This is a genomic window from Stenotrophomonas sp. KH_052, from assembly GCF_057838755.1.
Genome location: NZ_CM174475.1, coordinates 2,868,737 through 2,888,261 on the forward strand (window position 1 = coordinate 2,868,737; position 19,525 = coordinate 2,888,261).

Consider the following 19,525-nt stretch of genomic DNA (forward strand, 5'->3'; position numbering starts at 1 on the left):
CGACCCCGCCGATCATTGCGCCTTCGCCGCCTCGGCATTCCACGCTGCGACCTTGGCCTTGGTGTCGGCCAGCATCCTGTCCAGTGCGGCGCGGTCATACACGTTGCCACGCAGGATCACGCTGTCGATTTTCTCGGTCGCCGCAATGTCCTGCAGCGGATTGGCGGTCAGCAGCACCAGATCGGCAGCCTTGCCCTGCGCAACACCACCGTAGCGGTCCATCTGGCCGAACCAGGCCGGGCCGGAACGGGTCGCGGCAGACAGCGCCTGCGGAGCACTCAGGCCTTCCTTCACGAACAGCTGCAGCTCCTGGTGCAGGGCGATGCCCGGGAAGTTGAACGAATTGAGGAAGCCTGCGTCCGTGCCGGCGATGATCGTCACGCCGGCCTCCTGCAGCATCGGCAGCACTGCGGCCACCTGGTGGTACTGCGCGTGGCGCGCTTCGATCTGCGCCGGCGTGGCCTTCGCCGCGCGGTCCACGCGCCACTGGTAGGTCGCACGCAGGCCCGGACCGATGTAGGCCAGGTACGGATCGTTGGCGTGGTCATCCTGGTCAAGGAAATCGAGGATGCGGCCCCCGTTGAGGGTCGGGGTCACGAATACGCCACGCTTGGCGAAATCACGGTAGGCGTGCATCGCCGTGTCACGGTCGAAGCTGGCGTCAAGGCGGCGGTTGGCTTCGGCGCGGTCGATGCGGCCGGCACCGAAGTCGGCGGCGATCTGCGCTTCATCCTTGCTGCCTGCCTTGAATGCGTAGTCCAGATGCTCGATCGAGGCCAGGCCTGCATCGACCGCCTGTTCCACAGTCAGCGCCATCGGAATGTGACCCGAGGCCTTGAACCCGGCCTTGCGCGCAGCACTGGCCGAGTACAGGAACAGTTCCGGCTTCAGCGTGCTGTCGGTGATCTTCACGAAATCAACCTTGTCGTGCTGCAGGCGGGCGATCGCCTTGTCGGCGTCGGCCTCGCTGCCCACTTCGATCGTACCCTTCCAGACCGGCTTGATGCCTTCGATCTTCGCGCCGGAACTGAGCAGGCGCGGACCAAACAGCGTGCCCTTGGCGATCTCGCCGCGCCACTGCAGCACCTGCTCGGGCAGATCGCCGGAACAGTCACGCACCGTGGTGATGCCGTGCGCGATGTACAGCGGCAGCAGCGCCTTGTTCTCCTCGATCAGTGCCGGGCCACCACCGAAGTGCACGTGCATGTCCCACAGGCCCGGAATCAGGTACTTGCCCTTGGCATCGATCTGGCGGGCAGCGCTCCACTGGCTGCGCATCGTGGCGTCCGGGCCGACGGCGACGATGTCCTCGCCACGGATCACCACGCTCTGCCCGGCCAAGGTGCTGGCGTGCTCGACATCGACCACCGTGGCATTGCGGATCAACAGGTCAGCGCGCTCGGCGGCCGAGGCCGACAGCGGGGCCACCGCAAGGAGGATGGCAAGGGACAACGGACGGGTACGGAACATGGACAGCATCCTGGTGGGCACGCGCAGCGTGCAGGGTGGAAGGGGACGGTCTTCAGCGTGCCGCGCCGTGCTGGCGCAGCTGGGTCTCGATTTCGGTGTAGCCGCGCTTGCGCGCGTGCGCCAGCGGCGTCACGCCGTCGCCGTCGGCCAGCTCGGGGTCGGCACCTGCTTCAAGCAGCAGCTGCACGATCTGCACGTGGCGCGCGCCGCCGTCGCCTAGCAGGATCGCTTCCAGCAGCGCGGTCCAGTGCAGGCGGTTGACATGGTCCACCGCCACACCGGCGCGCAGCAGCGTGCGCACCGTTGCCACGTGGCCGCGCTCAGCGGCAGGAATCAGTGCGGTGCCGCCATAGCGGTTGGTGCTGCGCAGATCGGCGCCATGCGCCAGGGTCACCGCCAGGATCTCATCCAGTCCACGCGCGCCGGCGTACAGGTAGGCGCTGTCCTGCATGGCGTCCTTGGCATTGACGTCGGCGCCGGCTTCGATCAGTTCACGCGCGGCGTCTACATTGTTGCCATGCGTGGCAAGCAGCAGCGCGGTACGGCCCTGGCCATCACGCGCCTCCAGATCGGCGCCGTCCTCCAGCGCCCCACGCACTGCCTCGGCATCGCCGCGGGCGGCGGCATCGCGCAGGCGGGCATCGGCCGAGCCCGCGGTGGCCGAACAGGCTGGAATGACCATCGCCAGCAGGCACAGCAGCAACAGGCGCCCCACCGGAGCGGGCCAGCGATGGCAACGATGGATTCGCATCTTCGGTTCTCCTGTGCGGCGAGCACTGCGGGCGATGCCGGTACAACCGGGGCGCGGTGCTTGCTGCCCCCTCCCCTGCATGGTAGAAGTCGTCACGCGCATCCAGAAGTGAAATGTTCAAATGCAAGACAGTGCCAAATCGAATAGAACGCTGTTCGAACTGGACCTGCTGCGGGCGCTGGTGATGGTGGCCGACTGCGGCAGCTTCACCACGGCGGCCACGCGCCTGCATTCGACCCAGTCCACGGTCAGCCAGAAGGTGCGCCGGCTGGAGGAACTGGCCGGGCATCGCCTGCTCGAACGCGGCCACCGCGACGTACACCCCACCGACGCCGGTCACACCCTGCTTGGCTACGCGCGGCGCATGCTCGACCTGAACGAGGAAATGGCACAGGCGTTGGCCGGCGCCACCGTGGAAACCGCGGTGCGCATCGGTGTCCCCGAGGACTTCGTCAACGCACAGACCACACGCATGCTGGCCGCTTTCAGCCGCCGCCATCCACAGGTGAAACTGGAGATCAGCAGCGGCCTCAGCCGCGACCTGGCCCACGGCTTCGACCACGGCGAGCTGGACCTGGTGCTGGTCAAGCAACGCCGCAACACCCGCCAGGCGGTGCACTGCCGACGCGAGCCGATGCATTGGATCGACAGCCTGCGCAGCAGCTGCCTGCTGCAGGACCCCCTGCCGCTGGTGACCTTCCCGCCGCGCGGGCTGTACCGCGACGAGATGATCCACGCCGTGGAGGCGCTGGGCCTGCGCTGGCGCATCGCCTTCACCAGTTCGTCGCTGAGTGGCATCCAGGGTGCGGTGGCCGACGGCATCGGCATCAGCCTACTGCCGCGCCGCGCAGTCACCCGCGAACACCGCATCATCGATGGCGAACGCGAGCTGCCGGTGATCGACAATTACGAGATCGGCCTGCTGCATCGTGCCGACGCAGATGATGCCGTGCGCGCGCTGGCCAGTGAACTGTGGCGCCAGGTGCAGCGCGAACCGGATTGACCTCGGTAGAACCACGTCATGCGTGGATGGAAACGACCGCCCAGTATTCGAAATCGCGGTGAAGCGCCAGCAGGTACACGCTTGTCGTAAAAGGCCGACTGATGGCGTACCCAATGCCTGGGCGATAGGGTAGCGAACGCCCTTCTCCGAATTACCTCACCCATGACCAACACGTACCAGGTTACTCTGACCCCTGCTCCGAAGGACGAAGCCGACATCCGGTTCGATCCGCTGCCACCTGCGCTCATCGCCCACATGCAGCAGCAGCGTGCACAGGTTGCTGCCCTCGTCGCATCTGCGTTCCCTACCGTGCCTGTTCAATGGCCGCTGCTGCCGAGCACGCTGCAACGCGTAGTCGATGCAGAACTGATCGATCACGATGATTGTGACGGTTGGGAAGCACTGGGGGTCGCATTTGGTGATTGTCTGGCACAGCGTGTACCGGAACTTGCCTGGGCCCAGGTAACCGATGCCTGGGGCGTCGATGCGGTTCTCCGCTATGGAGACGTCAATATCATGGTCAGCGCCGGCACCCTGTTGATCAAACGTGTCGAAGAAGGCAAGACCATCGAGATCAACCATCTGCTTGAAGCTCTGGAGGAGTTCGTCATCCAGCAAGCGCGCAAGTCCGGCTGAGCCCATGAGAGTACGATTGAGTCGCGCAGAATGACGTATTCGCACATTGATGCTGCGCATGCGGAAGCAATCACAGTTCGCGCACTGATCATCGATATCTGATCAGACCTGCCGCACCAAGGCACTACATCGCAAGCTACAGTCGCCCTAGTTTCCGTGCCCCACGGCGCCTCGCCATGTCCGATGAAATCCCCACCCGCTTCGATCCCCTGCCCGCTGCACTGCAGACGCATCTGCAGCACCAGCGCTCGCTGATCGCTGCGCGCGTGGCCGCCGGCTTTCCGACGTTGCCGGTGCAGTGGCCGCTGGCGGCCACCACGCTGCAGCGCGTGGTCGATGCCGAGCTGATCGACCGCGACGACTGCGATGGCTGGGAAGCACTGGGCGTGGCGTTCGGTGACACCCTGGCCCAGCGCGTGCCGGGCCTGGCCTGGATGCAGGTCACCGATGCCTGGGGCATCGACGCGGTGCTGCGCTATGCCGACAGCAGCCTGCAGATCGGCGCCAGTACGCTGCTGCTCAAGCGCGTCGAGCAGGGCGAGCTCATCGACATCGCCCATCTGCTGGCGTGGCTTGAGGAATTCGTCGCCACCCGCGCCGACGATTACGCCTGAAAAGCTGCCGAGCATGGCTCGGCGCTACAAGGGTTGGCGCGGCGTGGATCTACAGCCAGCGGCCGTCGACCACTACCCGTCGCTCCACCGGCACTGCGGCCACAGCGGCCGGGCCGTGGTCGGCACGCACCGCCACGAAGGTGGCCGGATGTCCTTCTGCAAGGCCGTACTGTGGCAGCCCGATCACCTGCGCGGCATGGGTGGTCACCATGTCCAGCGCCAGCATCAGGTCGGCATCGGTATTGAAGCCGGAGCGGTAGCCCAGCAGCATCGCCCGCTGCAGCAGGTCGCCGTTGCCATACGGCCACCAGCAGTCACGAATGTTGTCGTTGCCAGCGAACACGCGCACGCCGGCATCATGCAGTGCGCGCAGCGGCGGGAACGGATGATCGCCCGGCGCGTTGCTCATGATCGCTACGCCCGCCGTCGCCAGCGCCTCGCCCACCTGCAGCGCGCGTGCCAGCGGCACCTCGCCCAGCGAATAAGCATGACTGACCGCCACCCGCCCCTGCAGGCCGGCGGACCGGGTCCGCGCGGCGATGCGCAGCAGCTGGGCCAGTCCGGTTTCGCCGGGCTCATGCAGGTGGATGTCCAGCTGCACGCCATAGCGCTCGGCCAGGCCGAACAACAGTGCCAGCTGGCCCTCGGCATCGCCATCGAGCGTGGTCGGATCGATGCCGCCCAGCACGTCCACACCCGCTGCAAGGGCCTGCTCAAGCACCGCTGCGGTACCAGCGCAGGACATCACGCCGGCCTGCGGGAACGCCACCAGCTGGATGCGCATGATGCCGGCGCAGCGCAGCGCGGCCTCGCGCACCGCTTCCAGGTGACGCAGGCCGGTGCTGCCATCGATATCGACATGGCAGCGCATTGCCACTGTGCCGAAGCCGCTGCATTGGCGGATCAGCGCCTCGGCGCGATCAACCATCGGCGCCGCAGCCGCCATCGCCGCCTTTTCCACCGCCAACCGCTCACGCAGGCTGTTCACCGGCTGATGCGGGTGCCAACGGTCGCCGACGAAGCTCTTGTCCAGGTGGATGTGGCCATCCACCAACCCCGGCAGCACCGCAAAGCCCTGCAGATCGACGCTTTCCGCCCCTTCAGCCGGGCCGGTATGGCCGTTGAGCCCGCTGATGCGGCCATCACGGATGTGGAAATGCAGCGGTGCACCGTCGCGGTCGACACCGCCGTGGATGAACTGCAGGGTCATCGGGAATTCCCGGAAAGCCAAGACTGGCGCCATCCTGCGCCTCGATAGCGCCATCGGCCAACGAAATATCTGGATGGCACGCATTCACCAGAACGATGATTCCCCCTGCGACAACCGGTCGCAGCCACGCCGTGCACACCCCTGAACGGGTAACATGGGCGCCTGTTTCCGCTGTGATGCCGCATGGGCCCGTCCGACCGCCACGATCGTCTCCGCCGCTGGCAGGCCGCGTCCCTGCTTGCCGCCGCTCCGATCGCCAGCCTGTCCGCCACTGATGCTGCGGCCGCTGCGCCGCTGCAGTCGCCGCCGGGCCAGCAGCGGATCGCCCCGGCTGCGCTGGTCGAGCGCCTGCACCAGCGCGTGCTGTCCGGGCAGAGCGCGACCGCGACCCTGGAACACTGGTGCGCCGAACACGGCTTGGCCGAGCAGGCACGGGTGCGCGCGGTGCGCGTACGCGGCCAGGGCAAGCCGGCGCCGACCGACGTGCTGCAGGCGCTGGGCGTAAAGCCAGGCACCGACCTGCGCTATCGCCGCGTGCAGCTGGTGTGTGGCAGCCGCGTGCTGTCCGAGGCCGACAACTGGTATCTGCCGGAGCATCTCAGCCCGGCCATGAACCAGGTGCTGGACAGCACCGACGAACCGTTCGGTCGCGTGGTCGGCCCGCTCGGTTTCCAGCGCCAGACCCTGGCTGACCAGACTTTCTGGCCGCCGCGGGGCGAAGGCGATCACGGCGTGATCCTGGAAGTGCGTGCCCTGCTGCGCGACCGCCAGCAGCAGCCTTTCAGCTACGTCATCGAGTCGTACCTGCTGCAGGCGCTGCCTTGATCGAGGCAGCGCCGGCCGACGTGCGGGCGCTGCCTGACCTGCAGGCCTATTGGCTGGTGATCATCGATCGGGCGGCAGGATCGGTAGAAAAAACGAACCTTCCCTCGTAGTTCCGCTGGTCGAGCTTCTTGCTCAGGCCCGAGAAACTGTAGGTGGGCGCAGCGGCGTCCAATCCGAATTTTTCAGTCCAGGCCTCGTACTCTTCAGCAGAGCCGGTACGTACTGAACCAATACACAGGCTGTATCCACACGCGAACTCACCCAGGGATTCATTCTTGCCGAGGCTGCGCGCAATCGCCTGCTTGTAGTGCGCGGTCAGGTCCTGCGCTTCAGGGCGTTTTCCGGCATCGTCAGCAAACGCTTGGACTGTCTTTTCGAAAGCCTTATCCGAAACGAGGATGGCATCGCTTTGCTCCACAGACAGCGCACCGTCCTGCATCATTGCACTTTCTGCAGCCAGGTAAGGCGAATCCCCGGCGGACATGCCTCCGCCAGGAGATGACGGAATCGTTCGGCGCGCGCTCGTATCCGTTGCAGGCGTCAGCTCCTGGCCACTGCCCGCGCTCTGTACGGCGGCAGGTGACGACCCGGCGTTCGCCTGTGCGGCTCCACCCGCTGCCACGTCATCCTGCGTGCAGCCCGCTACCAATACCGCTGCCATCGTGATCAAAAACGCACGTGCATCCATGTTCCGTTTCTCCATCATGCTCGTTGTCCGGCCCCCGTAGAGGCCGGATTCAAACGGGTACTGCCTGGCGAGCAGGCTGCAATCACTCCTCAGGCGGCGGCGTACGGATCACGCGAGTTACGCGCCCACCACAACAATCCGTCACGGTGTAGCCACCGTTGGCACTGGTCTGCACAACGCAGCTTGACGTGCAGGTATAGCGCGCGCCATTGACGGTTACCGTATCTCCCGCCGATGCCGTTCCACTGGCCATGGCGAGTCCACCCAACAGGATCGGACTTACGATGAGGCTTGCCTTCATTGATCTCTCCTTGACTCTGGCAGTTTGTATCGCTGGTTCACTCCAGCAGCCGAAAACTAGCAGCGGTTAATGCACCGGTCAATTACTTAAACGCCAATCAGCAACCACCATGAAAATGCAAAGAGAACTCAACTTGAATCTTTCGATTTCACCAGGCCCGATATCGAAACATACTGCCGGATAATCCTTTCGATAGCTGCATTTCCAATGCGCTTCAAACGTCGTGCATGATGTCGAGCATTCGTATTTCCTCGCCCGACCAACCCAAGTGAACTGAAGATGGATCTTCCCGCCAGCCTGTTTGTTCAGATACCCAGTTATCGCGATCCGCAACTGATTCCAACGCTCGTCGATCTCGTGCGGCGCGCAGCTGCGCCAGCGGCACTTCACGTGGTGGTGTGCTGGCAGCATGGTGATGAAGCAAATCTCCAGGATTTTCTGGCTGCGGGCTTCCAGCTGGAATCGAGCTGCATCGGCGATCAGCATCCGATTCATCGCCTGCGCTTGAACGGGGCCGAAGTTGAACTGATCGAGGTGGGCTTCATGCACGCCCGCGGCTGTGGGTGGGCACGAAGGCTGGCGCAGGAGCGCTATCGCGACGAGCGCTACAACTTGCAGATCGACTCTCACCACCGCTTCTCGGACGCGTGGGACGGGTTGCTGGTGGAGATGCTCGAATCCCTGCGCACACGCTCATGCAAACCGCTGCTGACCGGGTACCCGCCCGCGTTCCAGCCCGAGAGCTATCCTGAAACCCGGCAGAACCATGTCGGCCAGATGCTCGTCCGCGGCTTCAACAGCGTAGGCGTGGTCAGCTACAAAGCGGTACGCATGCCCCAGGTTCCAGTACGCAGCAAACCGATGCGCGCTCGATTCATCAGTGGCGGGTTCCTGTTCTCCGACGGCGAGTTCGTGAGGGAAGTCATGAACGATGCAGACCATTTCTTCTCGACCGAAGAAATCGTCATGGCGGTCAGGGCCTATACGCATGGTTATGACTTCTTCCACCCCCATCGACCGCTGCTGTGGCACCAGTACAACTCGGACGCAAACCGAGTGTGGGATGATCACTCCGATGAGTGCCGCTCGCGTGGTGAAATCGAAGCCAGTGCCTTCGATCGATCGCTGAAGGCGTCAGGCAAGGCAGTGAACATGCTCGCAGCAGCCGCATCAGGAGATGCGTTCGCACTTGCCAGGCACGGGCTCGGCGGCAAGCGCACGCTGCAACAGTACGAGCGCTACGCCGGGTTGAGCTTTGCTCACCGGGGCGTGCACGAGGACGCGACGCGTGCAACCGAACCTGACAATGCTCATTTCGCGACGGATGAGCAGCACTGGCTGGACAAACTGATCTGTCGACGTGTCTTTCAGGTGCAGGTCAAGCGGTTGGACGCAGAAATCGCCGCTGCCGCTGATCTCGAGTCGTTGGTCCTGACCGCCCAAGCCGGGGACGGTACCATCGTCGGCCGACGCCAGTTGTCACCGGAAGATCTCCAACAGCTGATCACCCGGGGTGAATATGTCTGCATCGACCATTTCAGCAGCTGTCCGTCGCGTCTTCCAACGTGCTACCAGATGCAGGTTGGCGGCAATTCCCAGGATGATGCCAACCGGTTTCTGGTGGTTGTAAGAGAGATCGAGGAAGACCTGATGGCCTGAGCGCTGAGCTCCAGACGAAAAGCCCGGCAATGCCGGGCCTTTCGTTAGCCTGCGGAATCAGCGGAACCGGTAGTCCAGCTGCACCCAGTACTGGCGGCCATATGGGTCGTAGTTGCCAACCGGATAGAACGGCCAGCCGCCTCCGTTCTTGTCCGCCGGCGGGCGGCTGTCACGCAGGTTGTTGACGATCACGCCCACCGACAGATTCTCGCCGAACTGGCGGAACACGCTGGCGTTGTAGGTCATGTACGGCGCGATGCGGCCACTGCCATCGGTCTTCGGCAGCGAGCCGAAGCGGTTGCCGTACAGCGTGGTGGTCCAGTCACCCTGGTTCCAGGTGATGCTGCCGTTGGCCTTGCTGCGCCACTGGTAGTCATCCAGCGAATTGCGGATGTCACGCTCCGGATCATCGGAGAACTGTCGGTATTTGTGCTCCAGCACCACGGTGTAGGCCAGGCGCGTGGTGAAGCGGCCATAGCGGCCGGCATCGAAACGCCAGTTGCCCTTCAGGTCCAGGCCGCGAACCGATTCGGAGGCCGCGTTGATCGGATTGATCAGCACGCGGGTCACCTGGTCCGGCTGCACGGTGGCATTGGACGGATTGCGGATCACCCGCGACAGCGCGTCCTGGCACAGCGGCGAACCGATATCGCGCGCTTCGCCGCCCAGCGTCCGGCCCAGGCGGCAATCGGCCTCATCACGCAGGATGCGGCTGGTATCGAGGCTGGTCACTTCGTTGTCGATGCGGATGTCGTAGTAGTCAGCGCTGAAATCCAGGCCGGACAACGGCGACCAGACCACGCCGAAACCATAGGACTTGGCCGATTCCGGCTGCAGCTGCGCATTGGCGCGGTTGCTGTAATCAATCGACAGGCCGTTGTAATCGCAGTTGTCGTACGACTGGCCCGCAGTGCGGCAGCGCCAGTAATCGGTCATGCCCGGGTTGTAGCCGCGGGTTTCGGTGGCAAACACGTAGTTCATGTCCGGCGCACGGAAGCTGGTCGCCGCCGTACCACGGATCAGCAGGCTCTCGATCGGACGGAACTCGACGCCGAAACTCCAGGTGGCCTTGCCGATGTGCTCGCCACCGGCACGGTACTGGTCATAGCGACCGGCCAGGGTGGTGGTCAGCGACTGCAGCAGCGGCAATTGCAGCTCCACACCTGCAGCGTAGCGGTCACGCTCGCCACCGGCGCCGACGCCTGCACTGGTGTTCCAGAACTCGCCGCTGCCCAGGCGCGGGTCCGGTCGGTTGCGATAGCCCTGGCTGCCGGCCTCGACCACCGCTGCCAACGCCGCATCGCCCCCAGGCAGCGCGAACAGGCGGCCGTTGACGCTGGCGCTGAAGGTCTGCAGCCATGCCGCGTTACGGCTTTCCTGGTAGTCGGACAGCCCCTCGTATTCGTTCGGGGTCAACGGCTGGAACAGGCGCGCCGGATCCGGCGCATAGACCTCAACGCCGTTGCGCACACCCAGCTTGGGGCCGAGCAGGTACTCGTTGATGCCAGCCAGCAGCACCGGCCGACGGGTACGGTTCTCGTAGCGCGAACGGCTGTAGACCGCCTCATAGTCCCAGCCACTGTCGCCGATCTGGCCACGTGCGCCGACGTTGAACGACCACGAGTTTTCCAGGAAGCGGTTGGCATTGCGCGGCAGGCCGCCGATTTCCTCCGGCGCGAAGCGGCGGTACCAGCTTTCCAGGTTGCCGGTGGTCTGGTTGTAGAAGTAGTTGCGGGCCGAGGTCCAGGTCGGCGCACGCGTGTTGTTGTAGATCCGCGCGCTGCCCACGGCGACATCGGCGAACAGGTCAGTGGTGTCGTTGACGTGGAAGGTCAGCAGGCCATAGCCATTGAGGTTGCGCTTCTGGGTCTGCACGGTCCAGTAGCTGGCGGCGGCCTCGTTGCTGCCGCAGTACCAGCCCTGGCGAGGGTTGAAGGCGCGGAACACGCTGCCGCCATAGATGTCAGACGCCCCGTCGCAGCCATTGACGCCCGGATCGATGTTGCGACCGGTGGCAGCATTGCGGCGATAGGCGATCGCGGTCGCCTGCGGTGCCTTGCCGGCCGGATCATCGTCCAGCGAATCCATGAAATCGCGCTGGCGCGCGTGGATCGCCTTGCGCACATCGAACTCGAAGCCGAACAGCGCATCCCAACGCTCGCCGGAACTACCACCGACCACCTGCGCGCGCTGGTTGTCGCCGCCGCCCTGCTGGGTGCCACCGGCGCGCACGTTCACATCCACGCCCTCAAAGCGGTCCTTGAGGATGATGTTGACCACGCCGGCGATCGCATCGGAGCCGTATACCGCCGACGCACCTGCCGCCAGGACCTCGATGCGCTCGATCAGCGCACTGGGAATGTTGGCCAGGTTGACCACGTTCACCGAGCCCTCGTAGGCCAGCGGGTAGTCGGCCTGGCGGCGGCCGTTGACCAGCACCAGCGTGCGGTTCGGGCCCAGCCCGCGCAGGTTGATGGTGTTGGCGGCCGGGGTGAAGGTGTTGCCGAAGTCCTCGCCCTGTACGTTGCCGGTGTTCTCGGTCAGCGCGCTCAGTGCGTCGAAGGCATTGCGGTAGCCCTGCGCATCGATCTGTTCGCGGCTGATCACCGTCACCGGCGACGGGCCCTCGACACTGGCGCGTGGAATGCGCGAGCCGGTGACCTTCACTTCCTGCAATGTGGTGGGTGCGCTTTCCTGCGCGAAGGCCGGCAGCGAGACCAGCATCAGGGACGACAGTGCGAGCACCAGCGGACGCGGGCGCAGCGCCTTGTGGGAGGCGGACATGGGCTTCCTGGGGAGTTGGGCGGGTGGTGGTACGGGGGCAGCGGCCTGTACGGCGCATAACGATCCCGTAACGAAAGTGTCCTGAATGGGGAGTTTCAACGGAAATGACCAGGCCTGATGGCCTTATGCCTGAACCGAATCAGACCCGCAGTGCCATCCACCACACTTTTGCAATGTTTTGAATGGTGCAGGGCTGCAGGCACGGCCATCGTGCCGGGGATGATGACCCCGTACCCCACTTCCCTCCTTCCCCCATTGCGCCCGGTGCTGCGCCGTCACCTGCTGCAGCTGCAGGCCGCACCGGTCACCCTGCGCCCTTTCCAGCGTGCCGACCTGCCGCGTTGGCGCCTGTTCGATGACCGCCGCCGGCGCGGCCGCCGCGATCCGTCCGTCATCGATGAGGAAGCGCGCTTCCTCGCCCACATGCATCGCTCACGCCTGGAACAGGACAACGACCAGCTGCTGCTGGGGGTGTTCGATGACGAGCACGGCAACGTGCTGGACCAGCTGCACGTCCGCCTGCAATCACTGCACGCGCGTTGCGCAGAACTGCTGTCGCTGCAGCATTGGCACCCGCATGCCGACGCGGCGCTGCAGGCGCTGTGTCCTTTCCTGTTCGAGGACGTCGGCCTGCATCGCCTGTTCGTGATGCTGCCACCGGACTGCAGTGATCCGTTCGCCACCGCGCTGCGGGCCTTCGGCTTTGAGCAGGAAGGCCTGCTGCGCGACCATCATCTGGATCTGGAAGGCTGGCAGGATCGCCAGCTGCTGGCGCTGACCGCACCCATGTGGCGGAGCAAGCACAGCGCGCTGGACTAGCGCACCCGCTCAAGCGCGTTGCCGGCACCGGTCAGCAACGAGCAGGCATGGTCCTGCAATTCTTCGCCGCTGGCCTCGTTGCCGGTGCCGGCGTCCACGCGTGTGGCCAGCAAGATGAAGCCCGGGCCGCTCTGCACGGGGTCCCGGCCCGCCACGACCAGGCTCCACTGGCCGACGTCGTCCACGCCTGCGAGGTCGTAGGCCAGCAGATTGAGCGGATTGGCGGTCAGTTCCGCGCCCGGCAGCAGGCGGGCCTGGTACTGATGGCCGCGCAGCGGCACCGGCAGCGGTGCCCACTGGCTGCCCATCGCGCCGGCGTGGGCATCCAGCGCCTGCAATACATCGGCACGCAGGCAGTCGACATGGATATGCAGCTGATGTTGCGAGCGGCCATGCGGTGAATTCAGCGCCAGGCTGGCAACGTTGCGCGGCAGCGGTTGGCCCAGCGCCCGTTCGGTGTGGGTGCGGGCCAGCCAGGCCGCGCCGAAGTAGTTGGGTGCGCCGCGCTGGTACAGGCTGCGGCTCTCGATGCCGCTGACCTTGTCCAGCGGCATCAGCAGGAACTGGTAATCACCGTGCGCGTCCTTGGCCAGCACATCGCGCCGGTCTGCTGCCATCTCCACCCGCAGGCAGTCGCCGCGCGGGCCTTCGGTGCCACGGCAGTCACGCTCGATCAACCGCCACAGCGCATCGGAGTGGGCCGGTGGCGGCGGAGGCACACTGGCACAGGCGGACAACAGCAACAGGGACGACAGCAGGAAGGGGCGCAAGGACACGGCAACGACTCACGGAGCAGGCGCGGCAGATGGCGCCGCGCTGCATTCTAGCCAGTGCAGTGCTGCAATCAGTAGGTGCCGAACGGCACTTCAACCACGAACGGGGCCGCGCCCTCGCCCGCCTGCAGGCTGTAGCGGTCCAACGCGCCATCGTCATCGGCGTGCGGCTGGCGCTGGAAATGCAGCGGGTAGCGGCTGTCCCCCAGGCGCACGGCGCTGCCGTCGGCCTCCAGCGCGGCACCTTCCGGAATCAGCAGACCGCCCAGGTCGCTGTAGGCGCCAGGTACATCGGCGAAGCTGTAGTCGGCCAGCTCGTCCACCCGCTGCATCGCATAGACGTGCGGCACATAGGGTCGTGCAGGGCTACGGCCATTGCTCAGGTCCGTCACCCAGGCCTGCGGCAGGTGGTACTCCCCGCGCAGCGCAGCTACGCCCAGCGAGGGGCTGGCCACCTGCAGGCAGCACACCGCCCGCTTGCCCTCGCGGTCGAGGATGGCGAAGCGGTCGCCGCGGGTGGCCGCCTGCGGCAGCATGGCGAAGGCCAGGTTACGCTGCGCCGGCGCGTAGCCGGATTCGGTCTGCAGGTTGCGCCAGGCGCCGAATACCGGGGATTGGACCTGCTCGGGTTCCGGATCGGCAGCGGAGGCGGCAAACGCCACGCCCAGCAACGACAACATCAGGGCCGTCATTGTCTTGTCCTTGCCGCGGAAACTGCCTGCCGTCATACCGTATCCAACACCTGCGCCGGAAAGGCCCGGCCTGCCCGCTGGCGTACTGCCAGCTATTCCTCCCACTATGCAATGACCACGCTGTGCCGGCAATGACCGGGGCGCTGACGCCTTTCGCACGCTCGGTGCTATCGTTCCTGCCATCGTCCCCTGCGCAGGAGCGCTCACATGTCTGCATTCCGTCTGTCCCTGTTGCTGCCGGCCTCCGCCCTGCTGCTGTCGGCCTGTGTCAGCACCCCTGGCCCGGAAGTCAAAGGCAGTGGCCGCTGCAACGCCAGCCAGCTGGGCTGGGCGATCGGCCAGCCGGCCAACGAGCCCAACATCCGCCGCCTGTCCCGCGAGAGCGGTGCCGGCCTGGTCAACCCGATCGGCCCCAGCACCATCACCACCAAGGACATCCGCCCGGACCGCCTGCGCGTGTTCGTGGACAAGGACAACATCATCACGTCCACGCGCTGCGAGTAAGCGCCGCGGCAGGCTTTTGTAGAGTCGAGCCATGCTCGACTGGTTTTCGGATGGGTCGCGCGGAAAACCAGTCGAGCATGGCTCGACTCTACATTTCAGGGTTCGGTATACCCCGCACAATCCGGCAGCGCCTGGTCGGGGTGGAATACCCCATCGCTGAAACGGAACAGCCGCGTGTAGGTGCACGCAGGGTCCTGCTCGGTGCGCAGATCCTGCTTCTTCAACGGCCCCTTGGCCAGCGAATCCTCGAAGCGCGAAACACCGGCCGGGAACCGGGTTGCCACCGTCTGGTAGCGCAGCACCGGCATGCCCGCTGCAACCGTATCCAGCGCCAGCTTCGCCGAGAAGCCGTATTCGTCGTGGCAGGCGCCTGCGCGCTGCTTGATGTCCTGCTCGCTGAAACAGGCACGGATCATCGCATCGCCCAGCCATGGCACGGTCAGCACGTCGTCGTCCACCTGGATGTCGTCCTGCAGGTGGCGCACGCGTGCCAGTTGCAACGTGGATGCATCGGCACCGCCGCCGGAATACATGCTGCTGAACGAGACGATGCCGCCCACCAGCACGTTCTGGCGGTCGCGCTGCTGCGGGTCGGTCACCGGTTCATCGCTACCCACGCCAGGTGCCAGCCGCACGATCCACGGCCACAGCGACAGCTCGCTTTCCTGCGGCACGTCGATGCTGACGTGGTAGGTGTGTGGCGTGCCCTGGCCCGGTGCCTTCTCAAGCACTTCCAGCACAGTCGGCAGGTCACCATCGTTGGCAACCGGCTGCACGCGCACGCACCAGTTGCCGTCCCGCGTGCACTCGTAGAGCCCCACCGGCCCCGTCTCATTGGCGATCAGCACCTGCCCCAGCGGCTCCATCACGTTGCCCGCAGCGTCACGCTGCTGCGGCAGGATCGAGCCTTGGGCGAGCACCAGCAGCGGGGTCGCCAGCAGTGCAACGCACACGGTCGTGCGGGCAACGATGGAGGGCATGGGCGGCTCCTGCGGTTGGGATTCCGATGGTAACCGTTGCCCGGGCAGAGTCGAGCCATGCCCGACTTCGTCTTTGTAGAGTCGAGCCATGCTCGACTGCTGTCTGTCGGGAAGTGCAGCCAAGCATAGGCTCGGCTCTACAGTAAAGCCACGTTATATCCGTCAATGCCCACTACAGTCGCAGCTACCCCACCCTTTTTCCTTCGAGGTCTGGCCGATACCGGGGTTGAAGGTGTTGCTCGGGTCCAGCTGCTTGTAGAACCCCGCCAGCGCCGGCTTGGCCGGATACAGGTGGCCAACGTTGTGCTCGGCCGGATACTCGGCACCGCGCTGATCCAGCAGTGCCCACATCGCATGCTCGATCGCCATCGGGTCTTCGCCCTTGCGCGCGATGTAGTCCTGATGGAACACGTGGCACAGGAAGTGGCCGTAGTACAGCTTGTGCAGCAGGCGGCCGTCGATATCCACCGGCAACTGCTCGAACCAGTCGGCGTCATCACGGCGCAGGGCGATGTCCAGCGCCACGATGTCCTGCACCTGGTCGCGATGCACCTCGCGGTAACGCACCGCCGCGCCGGCCACGGCGAAGCGATGCAGGAAGGCCTTGCGCCCCTCATCGGCCGTGCAGTGGAAGTAACCGCCCTCATGGTCGGCGAAGAAGCCGCGCAGCCAGGCCTCGGTTTCCGCTGCGTCCTGCGCGGAGACCTTCAGCAGCAGATGATGCTCGTAGCGCTGGCGGAACTCGCCCATGCGCCTGGGCAGGTGCGAGGGCAGCAGGCCGGTCAGCACCTGCATCACCCGGTCGGTCACCCCGCGCAGCCCCAGCCGCTCGAACCAGCCATCAACCCGGCTCTTCAATGCGAACGCAGCCGGCACACGCGCGGTGCCCAGGCGGTCGATCAGCAGGAAACTGTCCTTGCCGTAGCGTTCGCCGATGTCATAGGCATCGCGGTGGATGTACTCGCCGGCAATCGGCAGGCGTTCGAAGCCGGTCAGCAGCTGGCGCCGGATCGCGGTGAGGCTGTCGGTGCGGTTGCTGCCGATATAGAAGACCTCGGCGGCCTCCTTCTCGAAGGTATCCAGGCGCACCGCGAATACTGCCAGCTTGCCGGCAGACCCCGCTGCCTCGAAGTGACGGCTGGGGTCGGCATTGAAGCGTGCCGGCGTATCGGCATCCACCCGGCGCACTTCGTCGGCGTAGCGTGGATCGGAGGCGGCGCGGCCGTCGCCGTCACCCACGTCGGCAGCAGCATAGTCGCCGGCCTGCAGGCGCTGCAGGATCTGCTCGGGCGTATCGCCCAGCGCGATGCCCAGATGGTTGACCAGCTGCAGCTGGCCCTGCGCATCGACCTGCGCATACAGCGCCAGCTCGGTGTAGGCCGGGCCACGGCGCACCAGCGCGCCGCCGGAGTTGTTGCAGATGCCGCCCAGCACCGAGGCGCCGATGCAGGACGAGCCGATCACCGAATGCGGTTCGCGGCCCAGCGGTGCCAGCGTCTGCTCCAGGCGGTCCAGCGTCGCACCGGGAAGGCACAGCACCTGCCGGCCTTCGTTCAACAACTGGATGCCGGTCAGGCGCAGCGTGCTGACCAGCACGATCGGCCGCCCATAGTCGTTGCCATCCGGGGTCGAGCCACCGGTCAGGCCGGTGTTGGCCGCCTGCAGGATGATCGCCGCTCCACCCTGCACCGCCGCCTGCAGCACACGCCACAGCTCCAGCAGCGTACCCGGGCGCACCACCGCCAACACCGGGCCGTCGCCGAAACGGTAGCCACGGCGAAAACGGCGGGTTGCCTTGTCGCCGGTCAGTACATGGCGGTTGCCGACCGCATCGCGCAACTGCGCCAGCACGGCATCGTGGCCACTCACGGCAGGTTGACCAGCGAATCGCGGCCGATGTCGGCGATGCGGCGCGCGCCGGTCAGTGTCATCGCCACGCGCATTTCCTTGGCGATCAGGTCCAGCAGGTTGGCCACGCCGGCCTCGCCCTGCGCTGCAAGTGCATAGACGAAGGCACGGCCCAGCAGCACGGTATCGGCCCCCAGCGCCAGCATGCGCACCACGTCCAGGCCGGTGCGGATGCCCGAATCGGCGAGGATCTTCAGGTCGCCCTGTACCGCATCGGCAATCGCCGGCAATGCACGCGCGGTGGACAGCACGCCATCGAGCTGGCGGCCGCCGTGGTTGGAGACCACGATGCCATCGGCGCCGAACTTGATCGCATCACGCGCGTCATCCGGATCAAGGATGCCCTTGATCACCATCGGGCCCTTCCAGAATTCGCGGATCCACTCCAGGTCCTTCCACGAAATGGAGGGATCGAAGTTGCTGCCCAGCCAACCGATGTAATCCTCCAGCCCGGTCGGGTTGCCGCGGTAGGTGGAGATGTTGCCCAGATCATGCGGGCGACCGAACAGGCCCACGTCCCAAGCCCAGTGCGGATGGGTGATGGCCTGGCCGATACGGCGCAGCGAGGCATTCGGTCCACTCATGCCCGAGTGGGCATCGCGGTAGCGCGCACCCGGCACCGGCATGTCCACGGTGAATACCAGGGTGGTCACGCCCGCAGCCTGCGCGCGCTCCAGCGCATTGCGCATGAAGCCACGATCGCGCAGCACATACAGCTGGAACCACATCGGCCGCTGGATGGCCGGTGCCACTTCCTCGATCGGGCACACCGATACGGTGGACAGGGTGAACGGGATGCCACGGCTGTCGGCCGCGCGCGCCGCCTGTACTTCACCGCGCCGGGCATACATGCCGGTCAGGCCGACCGGCGCCAGCGCCACCGGCATTGCCAGCGTTTCGCCGAACAGCTCGGTTTCCAGGCTCAGGTCGGACATGTTGCGCAGGACGCGCTGGCGCAGCGCGATGTCGGACAGGTCGGAAACGTTGCGCTTCAGCGTGTGCTCGGCATACGCGCCGCCATCGATGTAGTGGAACAGGAACGGCGGCAGCCGGCGTTGCGCTGCGGCACGGTAATCGGTGGAGGCGGAGATGATCATGGGGTCAACCGTGTGGGGAAGGTAGACGCGAGGCCCGCGCACGCCGGGCTTCGTTGTCATCGAGGGTGCGCAGCGTGGTGTGCACGAACTCGAGGTGGGCATGCGCGGCGGCGCGCGCGCGTTCGGGGTCGCCGGCCAGCACCGCGTCCATCATCTCGCGGTGCTGGTCGGACAACGGCGAGAAGGTCCTCGCCGAGGTGTAGAGCTTTTCGCGGCTCTGCGAGATGTTGGTCTGCAGCAGTTCGAACAGCCCGCGCATCACCTGCAGCAGCACGAGGTTGTGCGAGGCCTCGGCGATGGACAGGTGGAAGGCCGCGTCGGCCTCAGCTTCGCCGGTGGGGTCATCCTTGCCGTGCGCGTCCATCATGGTCTGGAACGCTTGCGCGATGCGCGCGCGGTCCTCATCGGTGGCGCGCAGCGCAGCATGCCAGGCGGTGGCACCTTCCAGCGCGTGACGGATTTCCAGCACGTCGAAGCGATACTCCGGGTCGCCCTGGAACAGCGGCAGGTACGGCGCCAGCGGTTCATCCAGCGCCTGCCGTGCGCGTGCGGCCGGTTCGGCCACGTAGGTGCCGCCACCGACCCGTGCGGTCAGCAGGCCCTGGCTGGCCAACTGCGCGATGGCTTCACGCAGCGCGGTGCGCGAGACCCCCAGCTGCACCGCCAGGGTGCGTTCGGCCGGCAGACGGTCACCCGGCTGCAGCCGCTGTTCCTGCACCAGGCCGCGCAGCTGCGCGGCCACCTTGTCCGAAATACGTTGCGTGCTCATGGCGCCATTGTGGCCCGAAGCGCGCAGCGGGTGGTCGGCTGA

18 protein-coding genes are annotated in these 19,525 nt (G+C 65.8%); 7 read left to right on the top strand and 11 right to left on the bottom strand.

Annotation, left to right across the window (positions count from 1 at the left end):
* Positions 1 to 12: 12 nt before the first annotated feature.
* Positions 13 to 1,470, bottom strand: coding sequence for an amidohydrolase family protein (locus AC3ITW_RS13210; RefSeq protein ID WP_006372967.1), 1,458 nt, complete (start codon positions 1,468 to 1,470; stop codon positions 13 to 15).
* A gap of 52 nt (positions 1,471 to 1,522) precedes the next feature.
* Complete coding sequence (locus tag AC3ITW_RS13215; protein ID WP_006372969.1) at positions 1,523 to 2,221, bottom strand: ankyrin repeat domain-containing protein; 699 nt, start codon at positions 2,219 to 2,221, stop codon at positions 1,523 to 1,525.
* A 121-nt stretch (positions 2,222 to 2,342) separates the two neighbouring features.
* Here AC3ITW_RS13215 and AC3ITW_RS13220 point away from each other — a divergent pair, with 121 nt between their 5' ends.
* The 3 genes from AC3ITW_RS13220 (at position 2,343) to AC3ITW_RS13230 (ending at position 4,474) form a co-directional block, all read left to right on the top strand.
* Entirely contained in the window at positions 2,343 to 3,224 is an 882-nt protein-coding gene (locus tag AC3ITW_RS13220) for a LysR substrate-binding domain-containing protein (RefSeq protein WP_006372971.1), read from the top strand.
* Positions 3,225 to 3,386: 162 nt separating this feature from the next.
* Entirely contained in the window at positions 3,387 to 3,860 is a 474-nt protein-coding gene (locus tag AC3ITW_RS13225) for a DUF3806 domain-containing protein (protein ID WP_006372974.1), read from the top strand.
* A gap of 176 nt (positions 3,861 to 4,036) precedes the next feature.
* Positions 4,037 to 4,474, top strand: a complete 438-nt coding sequence (locus AC3ITW_RS13230) for a DUF3806 domain-containing protein (protein ID WP_006372976.1) — start codon at positions 4,037 to 4,039, stop codon at positions 4,472 to 4,474.
* 49 nt (positions 4,475 to 4,523) lie between these two features.
* Here AC3ITW_RS13230 and AC3ITW_RS13235 read toward each other — a convergent pair whose 3' ends face one another.
* Positions 4,524 to 5,684 (bottom strand): amidohydrolase family protein, encoded by a 1,161-nt coding sequence (locus AC3ITW_RS13235; protein WP_032970869.1) that lies wholly within the window; start codon positions 5,682 to 5,684, stop codon positions 4,524 to 4,526.
* A gap of 183 nt (positions 5,685 to 5,867) precedes the next feature.
* Here AC3ITW_RS13235 and AC3ITW_RS13240 point away from each other — a divergent pair, with 183 nt between their 5' ends.
* Positions 5,868 to 6,509, top strand: coding sequence for a hypothetical protein (locus tag AC3ITW_RS13240; protein ID WP_012511369.1), 642 nt, complete (start codon positions 5,868 to 5,870; stop codon positions 6,507 to 6,509).
* 46 nt (positions 6,510 to 6,555) lie between these two features.
* Here the strand turns inward: AC3ITW_RS13240 and AC3ITW_RS13245 are convergent, their stop codons facing one another.
* Positions 6,556 to 7,197, bottom strand: a complete 642-nt coding sequence (locus AC3ITW_RS13245; RefSeq protein ID WP_006373030.1) for a hypothetical protein — start codon at positions 7,195 to 7,197, stop codon at positions 6,556 to 6,558.
* 580 nt (positions 7,198 to 7,777) lie between these two features.
* Here AC3ITW_RS13245 and AC3ITW_RS13250 point away from each other — a divergent pair.
* Complete coding sequence (locus AC3ITW_RS13250) at positions 7,778 to 9,157, top strand: GlcNAc-transferase family protein (RefSeq protein WP_012511372.1); 1,380 nt, start codon at positions 7,778 to 7,780, stop codon at positions 9,155 to 9,157.
* 57 nt (positions 9,158 to 9,214) lie between these two features.
* On the opposite strand, the gene AC3ITW_RS13255 is transcribed toward AC3ITW_RS13250, so the two are convergent.
* Positions 9,215 to 11,941, bottom strand: coding sequence for a TonB-dependent receptor plug domain-containing protein (locus AC3ITW_RS13255; protein WP_180889441.1), 2,727 nt, complete (start codon positions 11,939 to 11,941; stop codon positions 9,215 to 9,217).
* Positions 11,942 to 12,160: 219 nt separating this feature from the next.
* Here AC3ITW_RS13255 and AC3ITW_RS13260 point away from each other — a divergent pair, with 219 nt between their 5' ends.
* Positions 12,161 to 12,760, top strand: coding sequence for a GNAT family N-acetyltransferase (locus AC3ITW_RS13260; protein WP_012511374.1), 600 nt, complete (start codon positions 12,161 to 12,163; stop codon positions 12,758 to 12,760).
* Here AC3ITW_RS13260 and AC3ITW_RS13265 read toward each other — a convergent pair.
* Complete coding sequence (locus AC3ITW_RS13265; protein ID WP_489389629.1) at positions 12,757 to 13,536, bottom strand: CDP-diacylglycerol diphosphatase; 780 nt, start codon at positions 13,534 to 13,536, stop codon at positions 12,757 to 12,759. The two genes, AC3ITW_RS13260 and AC3ITW_RS13265, sit on opposite strands and share 4 nt — an antisense overlap.
* 68 nt (positions 13,537 to 13,604) lie before the next feature.
* Entirely contained in the window at positions 13,605 to 14,261 is a 657-nt protein-coding gene (locus AC3ITW_RS13270; RefSeq protein WP_100468825.1) for a decarboxylase, read from the bottom strand.
* Positions 14,262 to 14,432: 171 nt separating this feature from the next.
* On the opposite strand from AC3ITW_RS13270, the gene AC3ITW_RS13275 reads away from it, so the two are divergent.
* Positions 14,433 to 14,729, top strand: a complete 297-nt coding sequence (locus AC3ITW_RS13275) for an I78 family peptidase inhibitor (RefSeq protein WP_100468826.1) — start codon at positions 14,433 to 14,435, stop codon at positions 14,727 to 14,729.
* Between the two features lie 95 nt (positions 14,730 to 14,824).
* On the opposite strand, the gene AC3ITW_RS13280 is transcribed toward AC3ITW_RS13275, so the two are convergent.
* The 4 genes from AC3ITW_RS13280 to lldR all read right to left on the bottom strand — a co-directional run bounded on the left by AC3ITW_RS13280 (position 14,825) and on the right by lldR (position 19,483).
* Complete coding sequence (locus AC3ITW_RS13280; protein WP_489389630.1) at positions 14,825 to 15,709, bottom strand: hypothetical protein; 885 nt, start codon at positions 15,707 to 15,709, stop codon at positions 14,825 to 14,827.
* Positions 15,710 to 15,871: 162 nt separating this feature from the next.
* Positions 15,872 to 17,578 carry a D-lactate dehydrogenase gene (gene dld / locus AC3ITW_RS13285; protein ID WP_012511375.1) on the bottom strand — a complete coding sequence of 569 codons (1,707 nt, stop codon included), beginning with the start codon at positions 17,576 to 17,578 and terminating at the stop codon, positions 15,872 to 15,874.
* Entirely contained in the window at positions 17,575 to 18,714 is a 1,140-nt protein-coding gene (gene lldD, locus AC3ITW_RS13290; RefSeq protein WP_489389631.1) for an FMN-dependent L-lactate dehydrogenase LldD, read from the bottom strand. Before lldD ends, dld begins: the two co-directional genes overlap by 4 nt.
* A gap of 4 nt (positions 18,715 to 18,718) precedes the next feature.
* Positions 18,719 to 19,483, bottom strand: a complete 765-nt coding sequence (gene lldR, locus AC3ITW_RS13295) for a transcriptional regulator LldR (protein ID WP_012511377.1) — start codon at positions 19,481 to 19,483, stop codon at positions 18,719 to 18,721.
* Positions 19,484 to 19,525: the final 42 nt, after the last annotated feature.

Excerpts from the sequence above, each read along its gene's own strand:
- lldD (WP_489389631.1), bottom strand. The coding sequence starts at position 18,714 with ATGATCATCTCCGCCTCCACCGATTACCGTGCCGCAGCGCAACGCCGG.
- AC3ITW_RS13230 (WP_006372976.1), top strand. The coding sequence starts at position 4,037 with ATGTCCGATGAAATCCCCACCCGCTTCGATCCCCTGCCCGCTGCACTG.
- AC3ITW_RS13270 (WP_100468825.1), bottom strand. The coding sequence starts at position 14,261 with ATGACGGCAGGCAGTTTCCGCGGCAAGGACAAGACAATGACGGCCCTG.
- AC3ITW_RS13245 (WP_006373030.1), bottom strand. The coding sequence starts at position 7,197 with ATGGATGCACGTGCGTTTTTGATCACGATGGCAGCGGTATTGGTAGCG.
- AC3ITW_RS13260 (WP_012511374.1), top strand. The coding sequence starts at position 12,161 with ATGATGACCCCGTACCCCACTTCCCTCCTTCCCCCATTGCGCCCGGTG.
- lldR (WP_012511377.1), bottom strand. The coding sequence starts at position 19,483 with ATGAGCACGCAACGTATTTCGGACAAGGTGGCCGCGCAGCTGCGCGGC.
- AC3ITW_RS13210 (WP_006372967.1), bottom strand. The coding sequence starts at position 1,470 with ATGTTCCGTACCCGTCCGTTGTCCCTTGCCATCCTCCTTGCGGTGGCC.
- AC3ITW_RS13250 (WP_012511372.1), top strand. The coding sequence starts at position 7,778 with ATGGATCTTCCCGCCAGCCTGTTTGTTCAGATACCCAGTTATCGCGAT.
- AC3ITW_RS13215 (WP_006372969.1), bottom strand. The coding sequence starts at position 2,221 with ATGCGAATCCATCGTTGCCATCGCTGGCCCGCTCCGGTGGGGCGCCTG.
- AC3ITW_RS13240 (WP_012511369.1), top strand. The coding sequence starts at position 5,868 with ATGGGCCCGTCCGACCGCCACGATCGTCTCCGCCGCTGGCAGGCCGCG.
- AC3ITW_RS13255 (WP_180889441.1), bottom strand. The coding sequence starts at position 11,941 with ATGTCCGCCTCCCACAAGGCGCTGCGCCCGCGTCCGCTGGTGCTCGCA.
- AC3ITW_RS13275 (WP_100468826.1), top strand. The coding sequence starts at position 14,433 with ATGTCTGCATTCCGTCTGTCCCTGTTGCTGCCGGCCTCCGCCCTGCTG.
- AC3ITW_RS13235 (WP_032970869.1), bottom strand. The coding sequence starts at position 5,684 with ATGACCCTGCAGTTCATCCACGGCGGTGTCGACCGCGACGGTGCACCG.
- AC3ITW_RS13225 (WP_006372974.1), top strand. The coding sequence starts at position 3,387 with ATGACCAACACGTACCAGGTTACTCTGACCCCTGCTCCGAAGGACGAA.
- AC3ITW_RS13220 (WP_006372971.1), top strand. The coding sequence starts at position 2,343 with ATGCAAGACAGTGCCAAATCGAATAGAACGCTGTTCGAACTGGACCTG.
- AC3ITW_RS13280 (WP_489389630.1), bottom strand. The coding sequence starts at position 15,709 with ATGCCCTCCATCGTTGCCCGCACGACCGTGTGCGTTGCACTGCTGGCG.